This is a genomic window from Candidatus Nitrosocosmicus sp. R, assembly GCF_054408505.1.
Genome location: NZ_CP167090.1, coordinates 2,970,629 through 2,995,801 on the forward strand (window position 1 = coordinate 2,970,629; position 25,173 = coordinate 2,995,801).

Consider the following 25,173-nt stretch of genomic DNA (forward strand, 5'->3'; position numbering starts at 1 on the left):
TAATTAAAAGGCTTTTCAATTTTACCCGTACAATTCTCGATGTTTATGTAAAAAGGTACTAAAAATGTAGTTATTGATAGAATGTAATGAATATAAATAATTATATCGGGCAATATTATCTATTTAACGATAAGAATTACGACAAAATAGATTAATATTGGAAAAATCTTATTTTTTATATGGTTAACGAATTAACTTGTCCTAATTGTTCAACCATGATGCGCGCCAATCAAAGATATGGAGTTGATATCGATTTCTGCCCATCTTGTAAAGGTATATGGCTAGATAGAGGAGAAATAGAAAAAATCGCTAATGCTTCTAAAAGATATGATGAGGACCCTGCATATTCAAATGAACGTCTTGGAAATTATGACGAATATCCAAGGGAAGTAAGAAAATACCGAAACGACGACGATTATGATCATCATCGGTATGAATCTAGTCAATATAGTTACAAAAAGAAAAAACGAGGATTTTTCACCGACTTTTTTGATTTTGATTAACAAGTAACAAACAAGTAACAAACATCATATTTTTCAAGCCATTCGAAATTTATCAATCTATCTTATTCGAAATTATCAAGAATCAAGAACTTATCCATCATAACTTAGGGTTCCCCTCTCTATTTCGATTTTTGCTGCTATTTTTGATATCGATTTTCTTTTCTCTGTTTAGTATGATTATTATGAGAAGAGGAAATATGAAACCTAAAAGAATCATTATTTCTAATGTAATGACTAAAAAAAAACCATTAATAATCAACCAAACGTAGCAAATTGTTGAAATAAAGTCATACGTACTCTTCAGCATATAATTTGGATATATTTTACTTTATAATAAACTAAAAGATCAAGGTCTAAAAAATTAATAAAACCTCTCTCATCTCCTCGAGGCACAACCCAAAAGATTTCATGAATCTCCATAATACATAAAGAATCTGACTAGTCTATTCTTGGTTTTTCATCTGTATTATCATCCTTGATGATTAAATATTGATTATATCATTTTGAAAAAATTGCATTTAATAGCACGCAGAGATTACCGTGATTGGATCGGTATATTATAATAATATTTGGGAGTTTGATCATTCTTGACATGAATATCCGTAGGGCTAGATCCTCTGACAAACATAAAGTCTTGAATTTTTGCATAAATACGTTTGAATGGGGGGATTATATTGATAGAGCTTGGGATAATTGGATAAGTGAGCCATCTAGTCTGCTATTTGTCTGTGAAACTCAGTTATCATCTTTCATTTCAAAATCAGATCTCGTAGGAGTAATTCATATTCTTCAATGTTCAAATAATTCATTATGGATTGAAGGGCTACGGATAAATAAGCTATATAGAAACAATGGTTTTGCCACCGCCCTCTTAAATCATAGTATTGATTATGGAATCGAGAATAACTTAAATGAATGCTGTGCTTTGGTTTCTCAAGATAATTTTGCTTCGCAAAAAATGCTAGAAAAATTAGGATTTTTGAAACTCTTCACCTGTACTTATTATAATATAAAGTTGGAAAAATTAGGATTTACGGGTAAGAAATTATCCACATTTACAAATATATCATCAATCAAATTAGTTATTAAGACACCACAGTTGGCTGACGTCGCCAAGATTCACAGATACTTATCTAATCCAAATACAACAAAGATTATGGATGATAGATATTTTGATTCTTGGAGATTCTACAAATTCAATATGGATTATTCAAACTTAGTTTTACTAATAAAAAGTAATGAATTATTGATTGTTTTAAATGAAGATGATAGAATAGTAGGAGTTATAATGATGAAAACAATTGTTAGTCAAGATAGCTTCGACAAAAAATCTATCATACAAATTAGTTACTTTAATTGTATCAAAAGGTCGTTATACTTAAAAGTCTTATACCTATTACTAGAGAAATATCATAATGATATGCGATTTGATAATATTCAGGTTTTTTTACCGACTTTTCTAGGATTAGGAAAATTTCTTAGTTTCGAATCAATTGATTACTCGGATCGGTTCTGTCTATATACAAAAAAAATTAAGGATATTCGGAATAAGTAATAATTTACCTCATGATTAAAACAACATCATATATTGTTGCATTATTCTGCTTAATCGATTCTAATATACTAGAAATATCCAGCAGAAGTGGAAATTCAAAATAGTTGTTGTTCAAAATCGATATTGTTCATTGATCCAAAATATACTTTGGATAGGGATATTAATAATATCGACTTCAACTCGAATAACCATATATACAAAGTTAAATTCGAAATAATTCTGATGAGAAGTGAAAAATCTATCTGGTTTCCTCTTTTACTTCTTCTTTTCCACTCAATATTAACTTATAATGAATTAACATTCTTCTAGGCATACTGGCTAACACAGCTTTCCCGTAAATTAATAAAAATTCAAAATTAATAAAAATTCAAAAATAATTGTAACCAGTAAAAATATCGTCATAGCCTCTCCAAAGAAAAAGAAAGTCAATTTATAATCCATCTTTGTTTTTTCGAGTAATCCAAGCCTCAAAATTATACTACGAGAAGTAATTACTATACGTGTTATGGTGGTCAGTATATAGGAGAAGTTGGAAAACCGTCCGAGATCAACAAAAATTATGCCATTCCTATTTTTATAGAATCTTAATGTCTTATCAGAATATTTGTTGGCTAGATATAGGGAGACAGCAAAAGCAATCAAATAGGGAACTATAAATTAGATTGGAACCCCAATGATGAAAAATGAACTATAGAGTAAAAATAATGTAAGCGCGAATTGTATAATTGAATGGGTGATAACTTTTCTCTTATTTAATTTTTCAAACTTTTATTACTGATTTAAATCTCATGTCTATGCCACTAGTTCATCTTATTCTTTGATTCATCAATTGTGCAACCTTGTATTCAAGCAAGATATGGTTAATGATATCTGATTTCATATCGATCTAATCCTTGACTTCATCTTTATACCATTTTTTGGATTAAGTGTGATTCCGGGATCCATTCTAATTTTTTGATTTGGGATAAGCTCTAATTTCCAATAACTTGAAACGGTAGCAATTAATAGTATGCCCTCTTGCCATGCGAAAGATTCCCCTATACAACCACGTATTCCTCCTCCAAATGGGAAATAACTAAACCTTGGTAAATGTCTTTTAAACTCATCAGTCCATCTGTCAGGATTGAATTCGCTCGGATTATCATAATATCGACTATCATGGTGCATAACATATTGACTCATTAGGATTGAAGATCCCTTTGGAATCGTATATTTATCAATCAAATAATCCTCTTCAACCAATCTACCAATGCTCCAAACAGGTGGATAAATGCGCATTGATTCTCTAAATATTTTTTCAATATACTTGAATTTAGGTAGATCTTTGATAGTTGGATTTCTATAAGTCTTTTTCTTTCCATCTATATTTTTTAAAAGTACGGAATCTATTTCTTCAAACATTTTTTGTTCTACCTCCGGATGTTGGGATATGAGATAATAAGTCCATGTAATTGCATTTGATGTGGTTTCGTGTCCTGCTATGAGCATGGTTATAACATTGTCTCTAATTTGGTGATCAGTCATGGGGTTAAAGTCCGATATGGTGCTTGTTTGATGCTCGTCAAATTCATTATTTTGTTCCACTTTTGAATTAATGGTTGATAGTAATTGTGCTTGTATTAGCCTTGATAACAAGTCATCCTGCTTCTCTACTTGTTTACTTGATCCTTCACCTTCATCGATAACGGTAGTCTTCTTTCTATCTTCAATTAATTGATAAACTATGGAATCAAGTGTTTTTATCGATTCCCTACTATTATGTACTTCTGGTAGAATTTCAAAATGATCCAAAATGTGTCCTATTGGATGTTGAAGGCGTTTAAAGTATTTCTTTGAAACTTCTAATGCAGACGAAAATTTAGATGCCTCGTCGGAATCAATTTCATAATTCATAATAGATTTACAAATTATTCTTAGAGTAACATTCATCATTTCTTTATGAATATCCATGATGCAGCCATCTTCCCATTCTTTGCACATCAAGGATGTCTTGTCTACAACGATTAGACCATAAGAAGCAATTCTCTTTGGTAAAAACAACGGGTGAATTATTTTTCTTTGACTATCATGTTTCTCACCCTCACTTGTTACTAAGCCTTCGCCCAACAATCTTTTGGCTGTTTGCAGCCTTTTACCTTTTCTAAAATTTTTATGATTATAGATCAAAATTTTTTCAATGTAATCTGGATTATTTATTAAATATACATGACCATTACCAATTTTAAAGTGAGTGATCTCTCCATAACTTTGTGCAAAATTACTTAAGGTTTTGATTGGATCTTTTGACAATTGACGTAGTAATCTTAGAGAAAATTTTGATGATGGTCCTGGAGGAAATTCTAGTATTGTCTTTGACCTTTTAGATCAAAACAGGGACAACTTGCTTATATAAGTTGGTCAGCTTTTCTATCCATATGATAATAAATATTTTATGAAAAATTATCTTATTTGAAATGTTGTCGTAGTTATCGTATCGTAGAACTCTAGCTTACAGTGGTTAGAAAAATAGATTATTAATAATTATACGTCTAGTATTATATTTTAGAAACAATAAGGGTTAGCATTGCCTGAGATCAATTGAAGCAATCGATTCAAGCAAAATTCTAGAAGCTAGAATTGAAGTTGCGTTATTGATGTCAAAATCCGGTAAGAGTTCTACTATATCAAGACCGAGAATACCTGAACCAACTGCCACCTTAATCAGAGTTATCAAATCAATACTTGATAGGCCCCCTGCTGAGGGGACTGAAACTCCCGGAGCAAAGGCTGGGTCCAAACAATCAAGATCAATGGAAATATACTTGTTACCTTTGTTACTTTTTGCTTTCACTTTATCCATAATTTTCGCAATTCCGAATTCATTTATATCTAGAGGTGTAACAATGTCTAATCCTGCTTTGAAAGCATTATCTAATTCTTCTGGCTCGGCCGAACGCGTTCCTATCAAAATACTTTCATTAAAATCTATCCATCTTGAAGCATCATGCAATACGGAACCATAATAGTCATCTGTCGTTGAAACAAAGTCGGGATGAGCATCAAAATATACTAGTCCTGTCTTACCAATATAGTCCCCTATTGCATGCAATATAACAGTAGTAATCGAGTGATCTCCTCCTATGACGATGGGAATTTTTTTTGAGGAAACTAGTTCAAATATTAGTCGGTACAAGTCTTCTCTCCTAATATTGCCGTAATCAAAAATACATTTTCCATCTATTATTCCACGCATTGGGCATATTGGAATAGTTTTTCCTCCTCTCTCAAAAAAGTTAGACTCGTTAGATGATCTTCGAAGAATGTCTGGACCCTTTATTGTACCCTTTCTCTTCGCGTGGGATTTAGATTCATCAGGTACACCAATTATAACAATATCAGCTTTTGAGACCTCATTTACATTTGAATAATTAAGAGTAATCATGTATCAATATTTAATTAGTTTTCATAATAATCTTGCTCCAGCTTAATTCATCCGACAATGGATCTTAATATGGAAGTAGATGTACGGCAAGCGTCACTATGAATTTCAATTTCTATTTTTTCTCAACGATCTTATTTTTACAAAAAATCTTTCGAGAAAAACAGCCCATTTAATCTTTAGGAAGAATACAAATAAAATACCAAATACGATTATTGATATTATTACTGTAACAATTAACGTATTAATATCTAACGACATTTCAGAAAAATTTCCTATTATTGGTTTGCCAATAATTATTGTTCCCCACACTACTATTACATTCAATAACATTTTGGAAGAAAATGTGATCAAGATGAATTTTAGAGGATTATATCTGTACATTCCAAATGGAATAAAAATAATATTGTCGGGAATAGGTGTAATACCTGCCAGAAATATCGTTAGACCTCCATATTTTCTTAGGATCCTATAAGTTTCTGGATAATCTTCTGAATTAAAGTTTCTTTTTAAATTACCAATGTTTGTTCCATAATAGCTAATCATATATACAATTGATTTAGCACTTACGGCTCCAAGTGCACCAAATAGAACTATTAAATTTGGATCTAAATCAGTGACTAAAACTGCTGTCATTAGAATGGGAAAATAAGGAATTGGAACAATAATTAGCACCGCAGAAATAAATGTCAAAAGAAATATCGCTAAGTAATCCATTCCCTCAATGAAGTGTATAAAGTCAAATATCTCCATGGTAATAAGTACAATACTTATACTTGATTAATTACTGTTTTTTTTAACCAAGATGGGGTCTTTGTGTAATCATTGCCCAAAAAGACATCCGAACTTGTTAACCTCAAATCTTTTTGATATATTTGAAATTATTTAATCAATAAATAATGACTTACTATAATCTTATTCCAATTTTGTCTATTCATTTTATCAAATTCAACCTACTGGAATATTTTTAGTGGTGTCTATAGTCAAATATTAATATGTTACCTCCGTAAACTTTAGATTTTTTCAGGATTACCTGTGTTTGCCTACGCGGATAAACCTAGATAGGCGCAATTTTGATTGTCATATTTGTTAATTTTGGAAATAATTAAAACTCTGGGGATCATAATTACATTACTGGTCTGAATAAGTAATTGGAATTGTAAGATCATCCCCTCGTAGGTTTAGATATAATCAAAAATCTTGAATTTAGCCATTATAGTCAATATTCTGGTGACAATATATTAGATTTTGAGATCGTTACTATGTTTTTATTGTATTTCAATTCAAATTAGAGCCAATAAATTTATTTAATACCCTATAATAGATTGATTATTGGATAATAAACAGAAAGCAACAAAAGCAACAAAAGCAACAAAAGCAACAAAAGCAACAAAAGCAACAAAAGCAACACCTGTAAAAAGTGGAACAAAAGCAACAAAAGCAACAAAAGCAACACCTGTAAAAAGTGGAACAAAAGCAACAAAAGCAACAAAAGCAACACCTGTAAAAAGTGGAACAAACGATATACCAGTGGTCAAAAAGACTGTAACCAAAACCAAATCAAAGCCATCTACAAAGAAAGAGAAATCTCTGTAAGTTAGTTTTTTCACAATTTTTTCATATTTTATTTAAATCTGGTTCTCTATTTTATTTGCTCTAGAATTTGAATGACAAAACCTCAATTCATTGAATCGTGATACAATAGAATGTTCAAAATAACTAGAATTAGGATCGTCTACAATCGTGAGTTCACCGATAGCAAGAACCATGTCCTTACAAGTGTAGTTTCAGTAAGAAGAATCAAATTGACCAAGGTTGTTGAACAATATTCGTTCTATTGTTATATATTATTAAATAACATTACCTAAAATGGATTACATTGTACAGATAATTCTGTAAAGTCACAAAAATTAGTGTCATTCTTTAATTTTATCTTCGGTATATAATACTATAAAGGCTTACCTCGGAATAGATTATACTTTGTCTATGCAAATGTGATTACAATAAACAAATAATATGATGTTTGTATGATGTTTGAATTTTAAACATGACGTTAAGATTAGTCATAGAATAATCTTGGGAACTGTTGCTTTCTACTTGTGCCATCATAAAATGACTATTAATCAAGTTGTAGTTTACATAGATAAAGGAGGACTCGAGTTAAGTAGATATGGGAATTAATATAGTATATACTTCTGAGGACAATAAATTTAAGCCATTCAATCTATACTTTGAGCCATATATTTCTGAAAGCAACGCCGCTAATCATTCTACTCTGAAGCTAGTTAACAAGGATTTGGCATTAGAAATTTACTTGGAAAATAATGATAATGAACTTATCATAAATCAAAAAATACAACGCGATCTTATGCTGTCATATGAAAAAATTGTGATCGAATATGATGATAGTAAACAAATATTCCGAACTTTGAAAAAAGTTAAAGCAAATTTAGAGAACTTAGTTAACCAATGATTAGAATATGACAAATATTGCTATTGAAAATAGAGGCGGACGGTCAAACATGTATACAACAGGTAAATTAAATTAATATATTGATAATTAAAAACAAGGGCGATTTTATTTTCAACAATGACTTTGAATACAAATACTTTTTTCAAGTGTACATAACATGAAATTTGCACTTGGACTTATTGATATCAAATGTCTCCTTTATTTAATTCCCATTATACTTGGATATTTATTAGATATTGTTAGTGGTACTTGATGCCTACCGAGTCAACGTTTCTTTCTTTTCTCAAGCTGCCTATTTTTCTTTAATCACTATTAAATTGTCTTAACCAGGATTGCTGAAATATGTTAAAGAATAGAGACATAATATTAGTTGACAATATAGTACAATATTACACTGCGTAATATATATAAATCTAGTAAATAACTAAATGTAATGAATAAAAAAAAGCAAATGATAAAACTGAAAATTATTAGTCGATCTCCATATCTAATGGGTATAAGAAAACGGATAAAGATACATAGTGAAAAATAAAGATATTACTAAATGGAAGTAATATAAATATCATATTAGTATTATCCCATGATATATTCTTCTATTTATCGCCATATTATGAACTCTGTCTTAGAACCCTTAACCTTGAAGCACTAAAACTATATAATAGTATTATAAATATATTCAATCAATAGGTACAATTGACTGTTCTTCATAAGGTGCCAGAATTTCATTCAAGATTAATCTTCCTCTTTCTGAGACTTTGTAGTTGATTATGACTTTGCTACCCCAATTTTCTTCCATTCTATTGATCAATTCTTTTCTGACCATTTCATTCAAGATTTCTTTATGTTTAACATTATTCAAACCCCGGTAACTCATAAGCTTACTCTGATTAATTTCACCATATTCACAAAGTTTCAAGAGAATATTCTTCTTGATAAATATTCGATCACGGTATTCATGAACCACAATGAATCAATCAGACCAAATTACACATTGATTAATATTAAAATTTTTGATAAAGATAAGCACCTAGACTAGTCTTCATTTAATAGTTTGAAAATAATTTATGACCTACGATTTTATCCACTTTGCCGATACTTACACTCCTATCTATGAGGGGGAAGAATTATGGGATGGATTGTTATATTATAAGGATCAATCATAGAAATATATTGTAGTAAGATGTCTAAAAATAAAAAATAAAAAATATAAAAAATCAAGCAGGTTATGAAGAGTTTACTGAAACTTTTAACACCTGGATCAGGGTATTAATGGGGGTTCTCTCGCATTAATGCTTATTAGTATCGAAAAAGGATATAGTAGAATAAATGACAACAAAAATTTTCGTGAACCTGCCTGTAAAGGATCTAAACAGGGCGGTAGAGTTCTTTACTATACTTGGTTTTAAGTTTAATCCTCAATTTACGGATAAGAATGCAACATGTATGATAATCAGCGAGGATATTATTGTCATGCTACTAGTTGAAGAGTTTTTTAAAACCTTTACTAAAAAAGAAATTTGCAATACTTCAAAAAATATAGAGGCCATAATAGCACTATCGGCTGAGAGTAGAGAAAACGTTGATGAAATGATTAATAAAGCAATAGAGGCTGGAGGGACTGAACCGAGAAAACCACAAGACCATGGATGGATGTATGATCGTGCTTTTGAAGATATTGATGGACATCTGTGGGAGATAATATACATGAATGAAAGCGGGTTAAAATCAAATAACACAGCGTGATAATATAATAAAAGATAGACTTGATCTTGTTGCTTATATCAAGTCACATCTAACAAAAAACTAAAAAAATTTAAAATGAACTATAGTGGAGATGTATCGGAATTCAAGTAGTTGATTTTCTAATCTAATATATTTTACTGGCAGACCTCATTACTCCATATATTGTGCATGATTTTACAAATGGCTTGTTTAACAAGGTAGATAAGACTCGAATTAGTCCTGCATATCAAAAGCTATGAATCCTGAATCATCTTCATAAAAAAATTAATACCGTTTAGATTAAATAAAATGGAATGTTTTCTTGCATGATGCTATAGATGACTTCTAAGGTAATAAATGAAATTAAGATTAAAGGTGGTAGGGTGCTGACACTAGTTGAGGGGGATATTACTGAAAGAATTGTCGATGTAATAGTCAATCCCGCAAATTCTTACTTACAACATGGTGGTGGAATTGCTAGTACTATAGTAAGGAAAGGAGGAAGTATTATACAGGAGGAAAGTGATAAGATAGGTTTTGTTCAAGTAGGATCATCCACAATAACTTCTAGCGGAATTTTGCCATGTAAAGCTATCATACATACTGTAGGTCCAAGAATGGGTGAGGGGAATGAGGATGAAAAATTGAACAAAGCCATCAATAGCTGTCTTGAACTTGGCTTGCGAAAAGGATTTGAAAGCATCTCAATCCCTGCAATCAGTTCAGGTATATTTGGTTTTCCAAAGGATAGATGTGCCAAAATATTAGTAAATGAAACGATATCTTTTCTGGAAAACCTGGAAGACTCACCCACAGGTATTAAGTTAGTAGAATTCTGCATACTTGGGAAAGACACCTTACAAGCTTTTCAATATGAATTCGAAAAATCAAAAACAGAATCCTAAAATCAGTACAATTGTTCTTCAATTATAAATTTATTTGACTTTAGTTAAGAAAGGAATAAGAATTAATATTTATGAATTTTTCCTGTTGTTGATTAAAAAACAACCTGTTATCATTATTATCTTTTCTGAAGAAGCAACCTTGTGAATTGATGATATGATATTTAGAGCTATTGAACTTCTGCCAACAGGACGAAGTAATAATAAAATTAACAGTTGCAATAGTAACTTATTGGTCAGAAATAATGATCTTCTCGATCATTTAAAGGCTTTAGACCACTTTTATGAGCGGAGTACTCTAAAGCGGATAACGAATCTACAGATGCTTATTCTTCATATACCAAATAATCGTTCTAGTATATTTTAATATTAGGTAAACTAGACTTGATAGGTGTTGTATGTGGATGGAAAAATAGCTAATAAAAAAATTGCATTGGTAACAGGTGCCAATAGGGGGATAGGATTTGAAACTTGTAAACAACTTTCGCAATTAGATATAACTGTTCTGTTAACCTCTCGTGATCCTACAAAAGGTGAAGCTGCAGCTAGACAACTAACAGACAAGGGACTAGATGTAATCTTTTTTCAATTGGATGTATCAAATAAAAGTAATATAGAGGATATCTTTACAAAGATAAAAAGACAATTTGGACGTCTTGATATTTTGATTAACAATGCTGCGATTCTATATGATAAAAATCAATCTACTATTAATGCAGATCTAGAATTGGTAAGTAAAGCATTGACAACAAATCTATACGGTCCATGGCTTTTATGTCAAGCTTTCATTCCACTAATGGAAAAAAACGGCTTTGGCCGTATAGTTAATGTATCCAGTGGTGCAGCTTCTCTGCATTATATGGATGGTGGAACACCCGCCTATGGTATATCAAAAGTTGCACTTAATGCCTTGACTAGAAAATTAGCCTCAGAATTAGGACGAAAGAATGTATTGGTAAACTCGATTGATCCTGGATGGGTGGCAACAGACATGGGTGGTCGTGGTGGACGCCCAATAGAAGAAGGTTGTAGAGGGATCGTATGGGCTGCCACCTTGCCAAATAGTGGCCCGAGTGGAGGATTCTTTTATGACGGAGAACCTGAACTTTGGTAATGATTCTAATGAAAAGATAGTTCCGTCGTCTATCTTGTTTCCTATCTACTTACAGGCACCAAACCATTCTGGATCTGAACCTTGGCTCGTAAATTTAGAATGATTCAATAATGAATTATTTGACTAAATTACCCTTGATGTTATATTTTTTCCATTCACTGTTATACACAGCATAACAACAAAATAAAAATTCTATCAGGGAAAATATGGATCGTATTATTCCATCATTCAGACAATCGATGGAAATTGAAAAATAATTGGTCTGAATCTAAATAAAATTATCATTTAAGAATGATGGACAAACGTTTGACCTAATTTTTGAAAATGCTAAACTATACATCCTATCTATCTAATATCTGTAATCCCATCTAATTTGATTCCATTATTATGGGAACGCTTTTTCATAACCATGAGGTACTATCTACATTAGATGACAAAGAAAGAAGAAAGGTGATTGATAGTAAACTAAATCCCGACTTAACTTTTCAAGATAATAGCAAAACGAAAGGAAAAGATATACTATTTGATAAGACCTGTGAAAATGAAAGGACTTGATATATATGCCTTACATGAGGATGATAGAGAATGATTGTTGAATATATACTCTGATATATGCAGATATGATGGTAATTATAGTTTTACAAACGATAGCAAAGATTCAAAATTAGATAGTTTTTCTATATATTTATTTCATCACACTTCTGGTCACCAAAAAAAATAATCAAAGAAATAAAAGGAGAGATATAACTAATAAAACCCCCCAAGGACAAGATTATTTATTACTTATATCAACAATTACATTTCCTGATTATATTAAAAATTAATATGATTGCATTATGGTAATGTAATATGTCATCTCCCTCTTTTATAGATCAAATTCCAACCTGGACTTTAAATGTATACTATGTTGAAACATGTAACTGTAATTATGGATGTCCATACTATTTTAATGGTTTTTGCAGAACACTAGTTTTATTTCATATTCGTTTTGGAAATTATGACAGTACAAATTTTCAGGGAATTAACATAATTTTTGCATTTTCATAACCAAAAACAATTTATGAAGGTAACGAAAATGCTCAGTTATTTAGTACAAAAAATTCAGGCGAACAATATACGCGAAGACAACTTCCAAAGGACTATTTGGAAGCTTGCTGAGGCTGTAAAAAAAGATGAGCATTACTGCACCATATCTTAATTTTGATCATTCTGGTAAAAATGCATATATTCAATTATAGAATACAAACGTCCTTATTTTTTAATAGTTATAGTATCGGTCAAGTTAATAAAACAAAATAGTGCAACCTAATTGGATAAAGTTCAAAAGATAATCTTAGTCTCGATTATTTCTGTTTCTGCAATTGCATGGATTTTTTCCTTAGTACAACCAGATATGATGGAAGCAATGATGACCTTAAATCCCATAGCAACCTCAATTTTTATATTAAGCTGGACTATTGGAATGGCTGCCATGATGTTTCCTGCAATTATTCCCATGATATTGCTATACAATAAGTTGATATCAAAGAGTCTTGACGATAGTAGTCATAATCATAAAAGTGATTATTACACAAGTTCTGTACTAGGTAACTTTAAACCCGCGGTTGATACTCCCAAACCACAAAAAAATGGACGATTTTCCTTTATGTCATTACCTTTCGGTTTACCAATCAAAACAGCTGCATTCATAGGAACTTATCTTTTGGTGTGGACATTGACTGGTATTTTCCTTCTAGTAATATGGTCTATTGTGATGAATAGTCTTCTTGTTACCTACAGTTCAAGAGATATTGAAATTGTTGCAGGATTAATACTTTTGATTTCAGGTATTTATCAATTTAGTTCTCTAAAACGAAAATGCCTCGGATATTGTGAATCTCCTTTGGCTTTTTTTATGAAAAGATGGAAGGGCAATAGGGTAAGAAGCGGGCTAACAATGGGTTTCTATCATGGATTATATTGTCTTGGATGCTGCTGGCCCTACTTCCTTCTTATGATTGCCTTAGGTTGGATGAATATTTTTTGGATGGGATTGTTTGCAGGGATAATTTTTGCAGAAAAAATATGGTCCAAGGGAATTTATGTATCCAAAGCGACTGGAATTGTTTTTATGATCATAGGTATACTCGCAATGATAGGAACAATATCGGTTATACCCGAGGATGAAACTATGGGTTCACTACATAAAATGGAGAGGATGGATATGAGTAATTCAAATCCTGATAAAGGAGTTGGTGTAATTGACAATACTGTGAACATGAACATGAACAAGTCAAAATAGGTAGTAAAATAAATTCATTTAACTCAAAATTCTTGAAAAATTTTTATATTAAAGGCTCTGACGACAAATACTTTAAACAAAATAATGTACTTTAAATTTTAATAGACTAATCGGTATCTATGACCACAAATAGTATACCTTCTTGGAAAGCATCGGGGGATTGGTTTGACGTATGTAAATGTAAGATTCCTTGTCCCTGTGAATTTGCACAAGAACCAACCTATGGCGATTGCGAGGGTGTACTTGCATATCATATTAATAGCGGAAATTATGGTAAGATATCTTTAGATGGGTTGAATGCAATAGGTCTAGGTTCGTTTGAAGGTAATATATGGGCAGGTGCTACAAAAATAAACCTTGGTTTCTTTTTTGATGAACGTGCCGACAAAGAACAAAGAGAAGCTCTCCAAATGATATTTAGTGGAAAGGCTGGTGGATTTATGGCCGAATTAGTCAAATTGATAGGCGAGATTAAGGGGATAGATTTTGCGCCCATAAAATTTGAAGTTTCAGATGATTTGAGCTACTGGAGTGCAGAAATCCCTGGAAAAGTACTTGCAAAAGCAGAAGCTCTTGGCGGTCCAATGACCCCAGCGGGTAAGCGGGTTCAAACAATAAATCCACCGGGTAGTGAGGTGGGCCCAGGTGCAGTAGCTACATGGGGAACAGCTTTAAAGGATGAAGTGGATGCAATGGGTTTTAAATGGAAAAGAGAGGGCAGATCTAGCAAACATATACCGTTTGCTTGGGAAGGTCCATAAATAGTGTTACACAGCTAACCATTGCAATTATTATTTACCAAGAATCGTCTTGATTAATCCTATGGCATATTCTTCAGAAGGTTGTTCCGATGAATAGCCGGGAGATGATGAAATGGATTTGAGTCTTATACCCAATCTCTCCACAGGTTTCTGCATTATTTTCCTCCACTGGTCTATTTTTGAGACTCATTTATACCACATATGTTATCTGAATAGTTGTTATTATACATCTATTTAGTAACTCAGTAACTTTTCATATTTCAAATTTGTGGAATTAACCTACGTTTCTACATCGATATTGTTACTAATCAGAGTAGAATTAGGCTGACTAAAAAATGTAGTCATCTTTAATTGAAGAATTTTGCCGAATGTGTAGACAAATATAAACAACTATTCCAAATGAGTATTATAAGAACTTTATAGAAAACTATTACAAATTTTTTTAATAGAACTAAATTTGCAAAGTATATTCAAAAATTATTATATCATATATTATTACTAAAGAAGGCAAGAATAGAATGTTAAAGTCAAATAACACAAAATTAACTGCAGTATTAGCTGTAGCAGTATTTGCTACATTAATGACGCTTGGTCCTACAACATCCAATTTTCAAAACGCATTTGCACATTATGGAGTGGATATAGATCAATGTAAGGATGATGAAGATTACTACAAAGATAACGAAGAAGCATGTGACAAGAACCTAAAAGCACACTATGATGACGATTATGATGGCGATTTTGGTTCTAAAACCATCGATGAAGATAATGATAACGGCAATAACGGCAATAACGACAATAACGACAATAACGACAATAACGGCAATGGAAACAGTGCTTCACAAGGCATAGGCCAATCTCAATCTTCTAGTCAAAACTCCCAATGTGTCTCTGGTGATGATACAAATGACTCTTGTAACAACGTAAGTGTCCAAAACCAGGATAATGATGGAAACAACGCAGCTGCTCAAGATGGCGGAAACGGTAAAAAAGGCAAGGGCGGTAATGATGCTGACCAAGGCATAGGCCAATCTCAATCTTCTAGTCAAAACTCCCAATGTGTCTCTGGTGATGATACAAATGACTCTTGTAACAACGTAAGTGTCCAAAACCAGGATAATGATGGAAACAACGCAGCTGCTCAAGATGGCGGAAACGGTAAAAAAGGCAAGGGCGGTAATGATGCTGACCAAGGCATAGGCCAATCTCAATCGTCAAAACAGAATTCCCAATGTGTCTCTGGTGGTAGTCTGGGTAATTCATGTAACAACGTAAGTGTCCAAAACCAGGATAATGATGGAAACAACGCAGCTGCTCAAGATGGCGGAAACGGTAAAAAAGGCAAGGGCGGTAATGATACTGACCAAGGCATAGGCCAAGATCAAGATAGCGAACAGAATTCCCAATGTGTTTCAGGTGAAGATGCAACTGTTTCTTGTAACAACGTTAGTTTCCAAAATCAAGTAAATAGTGGGAATAATGCGTTAGCACAAGACTAACATCCTTTTTTTATTATTCTGACTATATTGATTTGAAAATAAATTTAATATATCAAATTCTGTCTTCTAACTAAGTAAACTTTATCATTTACTGTAATCATCGCATTTAAAATCTTACCTGTTTTAATTTTTTTTTGATAACTAATAAGCAAATTTTTGATTTGAATTTCTTATTTATTCATTGTTCAGAATATTAACTTTTATTTTTCAAAATAAAGGTCAATTTACCTACGAAAAACCATGTTACTAGATTATCTATTTAACATATATTCTATAATTTGAAACATGACACATGTAGCAAAAATAACAGAAATAGTAGGCTCATCGGACAAGGGTTGGGAGGATGCTGTTCAGGTAGCATTAACTGAAGCGACAAAAACAATTCGCGGCATAACTGGAATCGAGTTAACCGATATGACAGCTAGGGTGGATCCAAATACGGGAAAAATAACTGAATATCATTCTACGGTAAAGATAGCCTTTGGGGTGGAACATTCCTAAGAATCACCAGATAAGGGACTTGAATTTCCTTTTTTCCATAAATTAGCTTTATTTTTTTGTCATGATACGCCTTGGGTAGGAAAATTGTGATCGCGACTTTCTATATATACAAAAATTTAGTATGATTTGCTGTTTTGGTTTATATGATATTCTGCTATTAAAATAGAAAGAATTCTTTAGTAAGATATCTTGACATTTCTTTTAGCCCAAATGATTATTTTGTGTTTGTGAATAAAAAACGTAATATTATTACAAAATTGATTGTAACTTTTTTTATAATGACAACGGGATTCTTGTCATCTATTTCTGCACCGATATCATATGCACAAAGCGGTGGTGGTATTCCTGATATTCCTTTTTTTAATTTAAATAATGATAATAAATTTAACAATAATGAAAATTCTTATGGCGATATTAACAACAAAGAGAATAACAATTTAAAAGAATTATACGACATGATTCCAGGTCTAGATAAAAAAGACAACAATGATGTAGGCAATTCAGATTATAAAACTGGTAACAAAGATGCTCATGAAAAGACTTTGAATGAAAAGTCCGTAGATTCAAAAAATAATGATGAAAGCAAAATTAATGATTATGAAGTCTATTCTGATGATGCAATAGATGGGATAGGCAACTCGGGTTCTGGAAACGAAAAAGATGAAGGAACAACAGCAACAACTCCCAGAATTCTTACCTCTATCCTAGATAAATTGCCTTACTCTGATGTTTTATCTAATTCTTTGTTACCGTCCTCCTCCTCCTCCTCTCCACCACCTTCTTCCTCAACATCTAAAATGGGAGAGGTAATACCGGGTCAATACATTGTAGTACTAAATGATGACGCCTTGAATTTGCGTGACATTCTTTCAGAGGTTGCAAAAAAGGTAAATATTGAGGGGACTGAAATACTCCATATTTATGACGATGTATTAAATGGATTTGCAATTAGCGTTCCAAATGAAAGAGTTATCGAGGTGCTTGAACAAAGCCCATTTGTAGATTATATCGAAAAAGACAAGACAGTTAAAGCATTTGCTCAAACACTGCCAAGTGGAGTCAATAGGGTTGATGGAGACCTAAGCTCTACCAAGTCAGGGAATGGTGGTGGAGCCATCAATACAGACATAGCCATCCTGGATAGTGGAATACATACTAGCCATTCTGATCTAAACATCTATCACCAGAAATCCTTTGTCTTAGGTACGTCGTCAGGAAATGATGATAACGGTCATGGGACCCATGTTGCAGGAATTGCAGCAGCCAAAGACAATTCCATAGGAGTAGTTGGAGTAGCACCTGGAGCAAAACTGTGGGCAATCAAGGTGTTGGATAAAAACGGTTCGGGAGCCTTATCGACCATAATAAAAGGTATTGACTATATTAGGCAATACGCAAGTCAAATAGAGGTTGCTAATCTTAGTCTTGGCTGCGAATGTAAATCTTCTGCGTTTGATACTGCGATAAACAATGCTGTAAAGGCTGGAATCACGTTTGTAGTAGCTTCGGGAAATTCGGGAAAAGATGCTTCTACATTCTCCCCTGCCAATAATCCCAATGTTATAGCTGTTTCAGCCATTGGAGATAGTGATGGCAAATGTGGAGGAACGGGTCCTAGCACGGGTTTTGGAAGGGATGACACACTGGCAAGTTTCAGCAATTATGGTGCAGTTGTAGATATGGCAGCACCTGGAACCAAGATATATTCTACTTACAAAGGGAACTCATATGCGACAATGAGTGGATCAAGCATGGCCTCACCACATGTTGCCGGAGCAGCTGCATTATATGAGGCCTCTCATCCTGGTGCTTCACCTTCAGAAGTACGCAACGCGTTATTAAGCAGTGGATCAACATCATCAACAACATGTGATGGAAAAGGCCATGGTTACTTTACAAGTGATAGAGATAATTATAGGGAACCATTGTTGTATGTAAAAAATTATTGATGATGTTGTTAATACCAATATTTAACCAACAAGTATGTAAACAAGCATAGATGCAGAAATGAAATATGTATTTTATACTATTTCTGTGATTCCTGTTTTAAGCCTCGGGAGTAGGACTCGAATCCATACCATATAATCACAGATTCATAAATTAGAATTACCTCTGGATCCGAACTGACTTAATTTTCAAAGATTAGAAAGAATATATTTTGTAAATTTTAGCGCATTTACAACCGAAATAATGTAGAATAACATTAGTTAATGGTAAGTAGATCCAATCAAACCTGTTTTTTCTTCTTAGCCTATCGAAAAACTAGTCGTAATTTCCAATTTTATGATTATAGATTTCACATAATCTGTTTGACAAGAGCATTTTAATGAATGTGGTACTCGATTGCAGGGAAAGTTAGACGAATACACGAAGTGCAGGTACACTTGGGATCATTGGTACAGAACAACCCTCAGTATTACTTCTATCGAGTAAGAACGTAGTCAAGTCGTGGCGAAGCCACCAAACTATGAAAAAAGGATTTAGACGATAATGCTAACCTATTGTGAATACAAACGGTTGTGTAATGTTTGCGATCTGTCCATTCTCAGTCTGGTAATGAAAAGTGGCGCTCGCTGTTGTTTGTCCAGCTGCTATCGCTTGATAAATTGTGCCAGAAGATGGTCCCGCTACAGTAACTTCTTCTCCAGATTGTAATTCGAAAGGAGGTGAAGTTGCAGTACAGCCCTGCATATATCTTATTACAACATTGTTGAGAAATTGTGCAGATATAGGTGAATCGCATACTCCTGCAGTAAATGTTATCTTATTTGGTGAATCATTAACAACTGTTGCAATAATTTGAAATTTGCTGCCAGACTTTAAATGTAAAGGCGAGGGAAGTATATCTTTCAGCTCAACGCCAGTACTTGTAGTAGTATTTGAGGTCGAGTTTGTTTCATTAGATTGAGAGTTTGCATATTGGTTCCCTAACCCCGGTAAACTTAGGAGGGTAAAAGCGATGATTGTGGCTAATACAGGTAGAATAATACATTGTTTTGTTTTATAAAATTGCATTAGGAATCTCATAGATTGTGTCTACCATTCTATTTATATTTATCCGTCGTTGTGAACATGTCGCTGCACAATTTCTAATTACCCTATTTGAGATAAAAAATATGGTCGATTTCCCGTCATCAATGGAGGGTGGTAAGTTCTATGCCAATTCCGACTAAACTAAAGCAGTTGCAATAGATACATTTCAGTTAGTAGAAAGATCAAACACATACTTGGAAAGTACATTACATTATCTTCAAACAAATGGTAGGATAGAAAGATTCTACAAGATATTCCAATCAAAGATAATTTAATTTGAATCCTTTGATATATTCATAACAAGGTACAACACCAAGAGACCTCGTATGTCTTTGAACTGGATGAATTAGAAAAACCTCTGATTTCATGAAACTATAATCCTATAGCAATAGAAGTAAGCTTAAAATACCGTGGTTGGAGATTGTGACTTATGACTAGTTCAAATGAAAATGCCAGCCCTCAGAAGGTTAAGGAACAGAGTGATGAGTTGAGGACAAAGTACCCAATTTTTACTGCCATTTTAGAAAGAATTCCAGACATGGATTTGAAAGAAGTCCTTAGCGTAATCGTAGTAGTTGATCCTGTAAGGACTTTATTGAAGACTCGCGCTAGGAGATTGGCATTCATAGGGGAGGATAAGAACCTTGACCAGATAGTTGAAGAAAGTCTTAATGAGGTGAGGACAAAACACCCAGTACTGGCTGGTATTCTAGAAAGAATCCATAACATGGATCTAAAAGATACTGCAATAGGATTATTAGGAATTGATGCAATGGAGTCACTGTTAAAGCTTAGAATGCTAGTGATTCTAACTTCCTAATCCTCTTTACTAAGTTTAGAAAAGATGAATTTTTAAAAGATCTCTTATTTTCAATATTCATTTAACTGTTATTTTTAGTAGAACTTCAATAATTCTCTCTGTAACTCATATTTTCTTTTCCTTTTCCTTTTCTTATTTTAGCAAGATTTTATTCCCTTACCTTCTCTAACATTAAGATGGTTGCTATCAAGTGATCGCTTTTATGTTTCTCTTATTTTCTTAACTTTCCGTCTGTTTTATGATCGACTTCTGGTGGTGTTTACAAAGAACAATATTTTCTAATACGATGATAAGTAGCTATTTTCTGAAATGTGTATCTTAAACATGCTGTAAATCGATTTAACCGAGTTTGTGTAGGACCGGAGCTACTCGGGAACCTATTAATTCCGTAGCTCGCATAAGCTTTTCGTGAGGTAATGATGCCGGATTCATCATGAAAGTAACTCGGGATATACCACCGAGCGCTTGACTGTGTCTAATAATTTTCTCTGTAACTTCTTCCGGATTGCCTATGAGGAGCGCTCCGTTGGGGCCCCGCTGGGCTTCAAAATCCCTACGAGTTATTGGAGGCCATCCACGTTCCTTTCCTATTTCGTTCATGCTATGTGCATAGCCCGGAAAAAAGTCATCTACTGCCTCTTGAGTGCTCTCTGCCACATAACCCAGCGAATGTATACCTACTTTAAGCTGATGTGGTAAATGACCTGCCCTTTTTCCTGCCTCTCTATATAGATCTATTAATGGTTTGAAACTGGGTGTTTGGCCGCCGATGATTGCGACCATCAGAGGTAATCCAAGTAAACCAGCTCTAACAAAAGATTCCGGAGTTCCACCAACACCTATCCATATAGGCAGAGGATTCTGCAAGGGTCTTGGATAGATTCCCTGTCCAGTCAGAGCAGGTCGATATTTGCCAGACCAATGGACATGTTCATTTTCACGAATCTTTAACAGCAATTCGAGCTTCTCTGAAAAAAGAGTATCGTAGTCATCCAACTTCAGGCCAAACAATGGGAATGCCTCGATGAATGAGCCGCGGCCCACTACCATCTCCGCCCTACCTTGAGACAAAAGATCCAAAGTTGCGAATTCTTGGAATATCCTTACGGGATCGGCTGCACTCAATACCGTTACTGCACTGGTAAGGCGTATATGTTTAGTTCGTGCTGAGGCCGCTCCTAGGATGACAGCTGGAGCAGAATCAAGGAATCCATAACGGTGATGTTCGCCTACTCCAAATACGTCCAACCCAATTTGATCTGCATATTCAATTTGTTCAACCAATCTTTGCAAGCGTTCGGATGAACTTATTGATTTCTTGGTATCAACATGAAAAGCTGCAAAACTGTCAATTCCTACTTGCATCTGATATACATCAAATATGAATATTATTTAAACAAAGTAGTAGTTCTTAGCTTAGTAAATATGAATTGCCATACTAGTTTTATCATAATCTTCTAATACTTTCAATAAATAATAGGAATAATCATGACGTCAACTTATAATCAATATAAATGGTATATGGTTTACGTATTGAATGCATCCTAAAGCGTTACTGCTATCTTCAAATATTTAATAATAATAAAATGTTATCTATGAAAATTCTAAATACAAGTCTTGGCTTCGGAAAGCCAATGACAGAGAGACAGTTAGAGGATTATTTGGATAAAAGCATCCTTCAGATGCACATCGAAACATTAGATGATAAGAAGGATCCAAATATCCATCTTATGAGCAAAAATAACAAGGCTCATGAGGTTAAGTTCATTGTGATAGTAGGGTTGCCGTTGTCGCCAAGATTCCAGTGATGGATCCTTATATTATGGATCGCATGGTAAGGTGAACGAAAAGGTGGCACCTGTTCCATTCTCATTATTCCTTGCCCAAATCCTTCCACTATGGGCTTCTATGATACTCTTTGTGATGTATAATCCCAGTCCAATTCCTTTTTCTGACATGGTTGTAAATTTGGTAAACAACTTAGGTAGTATCTCCCTGTCAATGCCTTTCCCGCTGTCCTTTATGGATATAACCACACATTTTTGGTCGTTTATGAATTCTATATCTAGTATAATATTTATAGTGTCACCATCATTTGTAAACTTAAATGCATTATCCAATAAATTGCAAATAACTTGTGCGATCCTTGACTTGTCCAGTCTAACCAAAAGAGAATCGTGAATTATGTTATTGTTTAATTGTGAATAAACCATGCGAGTTTTGTATCTGTCACAATTTGTTATATTATGCGGGTTCATAGGTTCCATTTTACTAGTATATTGATTTTCGTATTCCATCACCTGTTCTAGCAAAAACAGTCTTAGATCAACGGTCTCTTTCCTAAGAGTCAAGGAGTTTGTTTCTATTCTGGTAATATCTAGAATACTATTTGTTAATGATACCAATTTTTTTGCATTTCTTATAATAGCATCAATATAGTCATTTATCTCTTCTCTGTTCACCTGAATCTGTTGAGAGTTTCCTAATTCCTTTGAGTTTACATTTGATTTGAGCATTTCAGAAATTGCCAGTATTGGTTGTATAGGGCTCCTTAATTCATGAGCAGCAATCCGAATAAAGTCTTGCTGCAACTCTTCACTTTTTTTTAGCTGCTGATATATTTCGGTTTGATTCCACAAGTTCTCAAATATTGAAACATAAGATAAAACGCCCGCTTTGCTGTTTGAATATGTCGATATCCCTATGGCTTCATGAAACTTTTCTTTGGAATCATCCTTTAGTTCCATTACAAGTGATACCTTCTTGTCGACTATAAGAATGGTGGATCCTGTTTCAATTAAAGTTTGGGTGGGCCTTATCTGAACTTTCTTGCTGTTATTGTTGTCATTATTACTTGTGTTGTATATCAACAAACTTTGTTTTTTCAATCTTTCAACAAATTTCTCTGTCTTCTCGTTGTTAGGGATCAGCATTCGTATCTTTACATTTCTGTTTACTGCTGCTTGGGTTATCAATTCAAACACCCCTAGTTTCCACTGCCTTAGAAACGCGTTTACAGTTGGAAGTATTAGCATTATCTCTTTATTTGATGATCTCAGCAGATCAAGATATGCGGTTTCCGCGTTGTTTGACCTTGAGATGATATCCACTCTTTCAGTATCAAGTCCCCTTTCTGTGTCCTCTATTATGTCTATAGCATCTATGCCATTTTCCCACAGTTCCTCAAATGTTAGTTTGTACTGGTTGATGTATAGGACGTCATTTGTTGTAAACATCTGCTTAATGGTTTTTCTATCTTGATTGTGATCAATTTTTTCAGAATTTGAGAAAAAGACTCGGTCAGTTACTAGGAAGTTTGGTGGAGGCAGGGTTCTGATACTTCTTATTTTAATGCCAATGTCCATGAATAACTTGGCTACGTTGGCGTCCTCTCTACGACTCAAGTCTGTGATCCACCTTACACCCTTGTGATAACCCTTGTCATACTTTTCCATTATTTCCTGGTATACTGAAAAAAAACAATCATGTACTATTTTTAGCAAGCCGGTATCTGAGCAAATTAGTATTTCTTCACCATCTTTACTCAAAGACCTTATCTTATCGTTTATTTCATCCTGATCATCAAGAACCCTTGTTTCTATTCTCTCATGTCCATCCTCGATCTCCCTAATCCTTTGTATTGCGGGTATGGCATTGGCCCAAAGACTCTTAAAAACATACTGCTGCTGCTCTACTATTTCCATTACGTTACTATGGATAAGGTGGGACACAGGTTTGGCTTCTTGTAATTTAGCTGTAGCAATATATTCGCTTTCGCTTACTGCCATACCCCCTTTCGCATTGTCCACATGACGTACCTCAGCTATTTTCATCAGTTCTTTACAATAATTGATATTGTGTTTTGTAATCTCAGAAATGTATTTGATTTTGACTCCCCTTTCATATGCATGTCTCATGCCTTTCCTCAATTTTTCCACGCCCATTGCTACTGTAGGCCCTTGGGAATCAGCGTAATTATCCCACCTATCTTTCGCATTATTCAGTGTATGTACAATTAATTCCGTAGTTTTATCCTCGCCATAGACAACCACTGTTTTCTCCCCAATTGAGTTATTGTTATTTTTATCTTTATCACTTCTAATGGCTTTGAGATTTTTGTCGTAACAAGCGCTATGTTGATTATTAGAATTATGATTTTTATCTTCCTTGATTAATCGGTAAGACGACTTTTTATTCTCTTCATCACCATGCCTTTTTCCTGTTTTTTCCTTCTCGGTATTGTCTTTGATAGTCAATACTCAACAATATCAATATCATTTCGTAGAATTTAAGCATATCGCTTTTTTGTTAACTTCACCCTTTGGTCAAAACACGAAGTTATTGGATGGGAGGAGGAGATGAGATTGGAATCTGTGTCTTTAAGGCGTGGGTTCTATCGACATCCTAGTATTAAGAGTTAGATCATTATTTGAGAAGAGGGTGAGATGAGATGAGATGAGAGGAGGTTTATCTACGTGACAGGTAATCATGCATTAATCCAAAGTAGTAATTTATTTCTGAACAAACATCCGACAATGTTAAAAGACTATTGTGTGTATTGGAAAAATCTTAACTGGCATATAAATATTAA

General features: G+C 33.5%; 24 protein-coding genes. 16 read left to right on the top strand and 8 right to left on the bottom strand.

Features of this window, described 5'->3' with window-relative positions:
- The first annotated feature begins 179 nt into the window (after positions 1 to 179).
- Both AAGU22_RS15380 and AAGU22_RS15385 read left to right on the top strand, forming a co-directional pair.
- Positions 180 to 503 carry a TFIIB-type zinc ribbon-containing protein gene (locus tag AAGU22_RS15380; RefSeq protein WP_458719976.1) on the top strand — a complete coding sequence of 108 codons (324 nt, stop codon included), beginning with the start codon at positions 180 to 182 and terminating at the stop codon, positions 501 to 503.
- Between the two features lie 592 nt (positions 504 to 1,095).
- Positions 1,096 to 2,058: a GNAT family N-acetyltransferase gene (locus AAGU22_RS15385; RefSeq protein WP_458719977.1), complete on the top strand. Its 963-nt coding sequence runs from the start codon at positions 1,096 to 1,098 to the stop codon at positions 2,056 to 2,058.
- Positions 2,059 to 2,934: 876 nt separating this feature from the next.
- On the opposite strand, the gene AAGU22_RS15390 is transcribed toward AAGU22_RS15385, so the two are convergent.
- From AAGU22_RS15390 to AAGU22_RS15400, 3 genes are all read right to left on the bottom strand, one after another.
- Positions 2,935 to 4,404, bottom strand: coding sequence for a cytochrome P450 (locus AAGU22_RS15390; protein ID WP_458721800.1), 1,470 nt, complete (start codon positions 4,402 to 4,404; stop codon positions 2,935 to 2,937).
- Between the two features lie 211 nt (positions 4,405 to 4,615).
- Positions 4,616 to 5,479, bottom strand: a complete 864-nt coding sequence (locus tag AAGU22_RS15395; protein ID WP_458719978.1) for an arginase family protein — start codon at positions 5,477 to 5,479, stop codon at positions 4,616 to 4,618.
- Between the two features lie 105 nt (positions 5,480 to 5,584).
- Entirely contained in the window at positions 5,585 to 6,193 is a 609-nt protein-coding gene (locus tag AAGU22_RS15400; RefSeq protein WP_458719979.1) for a VTT domain-containing protein, read from the bottom strand.
- A 615-nt stretch (positions 6,194 to 6,808) separates the two neighbouring features.
- Between AAGU22_RS15400 and AAGU22_RS15405 the strand changes: the two genes are divergently transcribed.
- Positions 6,809 to 7,072 (top strand): hypothetical protein, encoded by a 264-nt coding sequence (locus tag AAGU22_RS15405; RefSeq protein WP_458719980.1) that lies wholly within the window; start codon positions 6,809 to 6,811, stop codon positions 7,070 to 7,072.
- Between the two features lie 574 nt (positions 7,073 to 7,646).
- Positions 7,647 to 7,949, top strand: a complete 303-nt coding sequence (locus tag AAGU22_RS15410) for a hypothetical protein (RefSeq protein WP_458719981.1) — start codon at positions 7,647 to 7,649, stop codon at positions 7,947 to 7,949.
- Positions 7,950 to 8,625: 676 nt separating this feature from the next.
- On the opposite strand, the gene AAGU22_RS15415 is transcribed toward AAGU22_RS15410, so the two are convergent.
- Positions 8,626 to 8,823, bottom strand: coding sequence for a hypothetical protein (locus AAGU22_RS15415; protein WP_458719982.1), 198 nt, complete (start codon positions 8,821 to 8,823; stop codon positions 8,626 to 8,628).
- A gap of 452 nt (positions 8,824 to 9,275) precedes the next feature.
- Here AAGU22_RS15415 and AAGU22_RS15420 point away from each other — a divergent pair, with 452 nt between their 5' ends.
- The 7 genes from AAGU22_RS15420 (at position 9,276) to AAGU22_RS15450 (ending at position 14,729) form a co-directional block, all read left to right on the top strand.
- Positions 9,276 to 9,692, top strand: a complete 417-nt coding sequence (locus AAGU22_RS15420; RefSeq protein ID WP_458719983.1) for a VOC family protein — start codon at positions 9,276 to 9,278, stop codon at positions 9,690 to 9,692.
- Between the two features lie 317 nt (positions 9,693 to 10,009).
- Entirely contained in the window at positions 10,010 to 10,576 is a 567-nt protein-coding gene (locus AAGU22_RS15425; protein ID WP_458719984.1) for a macro domain-containing protein, read from the top strand.
- A gap of 397 nt (positions 10,577 to 10,973) precedes the next feature.
- On the top strand, positions 10,974 to 11,687 hold the full coding sequence (locus AAGU22_RS15430; protein ID WP_458719985.1) for an SDR family oxidoreductase: 714 nt from the start codon (positions 10,974 to 10,976) through the stop codon (positions 11,685 to 11,687).
- A 387-nt stretch (positions 11,688 to 12,074) separates the two neighbouring features.
- On the top strand, positions 12,075 to 12,242 hold the full coding sequence (locus AAGU22_RS15435) for a hypothetical protein (RefSeq protein ID WP_458719986.1): 168 nt from the start codon (positions 12,075 to 12,077) through the stop codon (positions 12,240 to 12,242).
- Positions 12,243 to 12,536: 294 nt separating this feature from the next.
- Positions 12,537 to 12,734: a DUF1326 domain-containing protein gene (locus AAGU22_RS15440; protein WP_458719987.1), complete on the top strand. Its 198-nt coding sequence runs from the start codon at positions 12,537 to 12,539 to the stop codon at positions 12,732 to 12,734.
- A gap of 262 nt (positions 12,735 to 12,996) precedes the next feature.
- Complete coding sequence (locus AAGU22_RS15445) at positions 12,997 to 13,968, top strand: DUF2182 domain-containing protein (RefSeq protein ID WP_458719988.1); 972 nt, start codon at positions 12,997 to 12,999, stop codon at positions 13,966 to 13,968.
- 119 nt (positions 13,969 to 14,087) lie between these two features.
- Positions 14,088 to 14,729 carry a DUF1326 domain-containing protein gene (locus AAGU22_RS15450; protein ID WP_458719989.1) on the top strand — a complete coding sequence of 214 codons (642 nt, stop codon included), beginning with the start codon at positions 14,088 to 14,090 and terminating at the stop codon, positions 14,727 to 14,729.
- Between the two features lie 30 nt (positions 14,730 to 14,759).
- On the opposite strand, the gene AAGU22_RS15455 is transcribed toward AAGU22_RS15450, so the two are convergent.
- Positions 14,760 to 14,885, bottom strand: a complete 126-nt coding sequence (locus AAGU22_RS15455; protein WP_458719990.1) for a hypothetical protein — start codon at positions 14,883 to 14,885, stop codon at positions 14,760 to 14,762.
- Between the two features lie 362 nt (positions 14,886 to 15,247).
- Between AAGU22_RS15455 and AAGU22_RS15460 the strand changes: the two genes are divergently transcribed.
- The 3 genes from AAGU22_RS15460 (at position 15,248) to AAGU22_RS15470 (ending at position 18,678) form a co-directional block, all read left to right on the top strand.
- The gene (locus AAGU22_RS15460) at positions 15,248 to 16,228 is read left to right on the top strand and encodes a hypothetical protein (protein ID WP_458719991.1); all 981 of its coding nucleotides are present in this window, start codon (positions 15,248 to 15,250) and stop codon (positions 16,226 to 16,228) included.
- A gap of 285 nt (positions 16,229 to 16,513) precedes the next feature.
- Positions 16,514 to 16,729, top strand: a complete 216-nt coding sequence (locus AAGU22_RS15465; RefSeq protein WP_458719992.1) for a dodecin family protein — start codon at positions 16,514 to 16,516, stop codon at positions 16,727 to 16,729.
- Positions 16,730 to 17,007: 278 nt separating this feature from the next.
- Positions 17,008 to 18,678 (top strand): S8 family serine peptidase, encoded by a 1,671-nt coding sequence (locus tag AAGU22_RS15470; RefSeq protein ID WP_458719993.1) that lies wholly within the window; start codon positions 17,008 to 17,010, stop codon positions 18,676 to 18,678.
- Positions 18,679 to 19,222: 544 nt separating this feature from the next.
- Here the strand turns inward: AAGU22_RS15470 and AAGU22_RS15475 are convergent.
- Entirely contained in the window at positions 19,223 to 19,744 is a 522-nt protein-coding gene (locus tag AAGU22_RS15475) for a hypothetical protein (protein WP_458719994.1), read from the bottom strand.
- Between the two features lie 448 nt (positions 19,745 to 20,192).
- On the opposite strand from AAGU22_RS15475, the gene AAGU22_RS15480 reads away from it, so the two are divergent.
- A complete protein-coding gene (locus AAGU22_RS15480; protein WP_458719995.1) occupies positions 20,193 to 20,582 on the top strand; it encodes a hypothetical protein in 390 nt (129 codons plus the stop codon).
- A 339-nt stretch (positions 20,583 to 20,921) separates the two neighbouring features.
- Here the strand turns inward: AAGU22_RS15480 and AAGU22_RS15485 are convergent, their stop codons facing one another.
- A complete protein-coding gene (locus AAGU22_RS15485) occupies positions 20,922 to 21,947 on the bottom strand; it encodes an LLM class flavin-dependent oxidoreductase (RefSeq protein ID WP_458719996.1) in 1,026 nt (341 codons plus the stop codon).
- 230 nt (positions 21,948 to 22,177) lie between these two features.
- Between AAGU22_RS15485 and AAGU22_RS15490 the strand changes: the two genes are divergently transcribed.
- Complete coding sequence (locus AAGU22_RS15490) at positions 22,178 to 22,390, top strand: hypothetical protein (protein WP_458719997.1); 213 nt, start codon at positions 22,178 to 22,180, stop codon at positions 22,388 to 22,390.
- Positions 22,391 to 22,402: 12 nt separating this feature from the next.
- Here AAGU22_RS15490 and AAGU22_RS15495 read toward each other — a convergent pair whose 3' ends face one another.
- Positions 22,403 to 24,838 (bottom strand): ATP-binding protein, encoded by a 2,436-nt coding sequence (locus AAGU22_RS15495; protein WP_458719998.1) that lies wholly within the window; start codon positions 24,836 to 24,838, stop codon positions 22,403 to 22,405.
- Between the last annotated feature and the right edge of the window lie 335 nt (positions 24,839 to 25,173).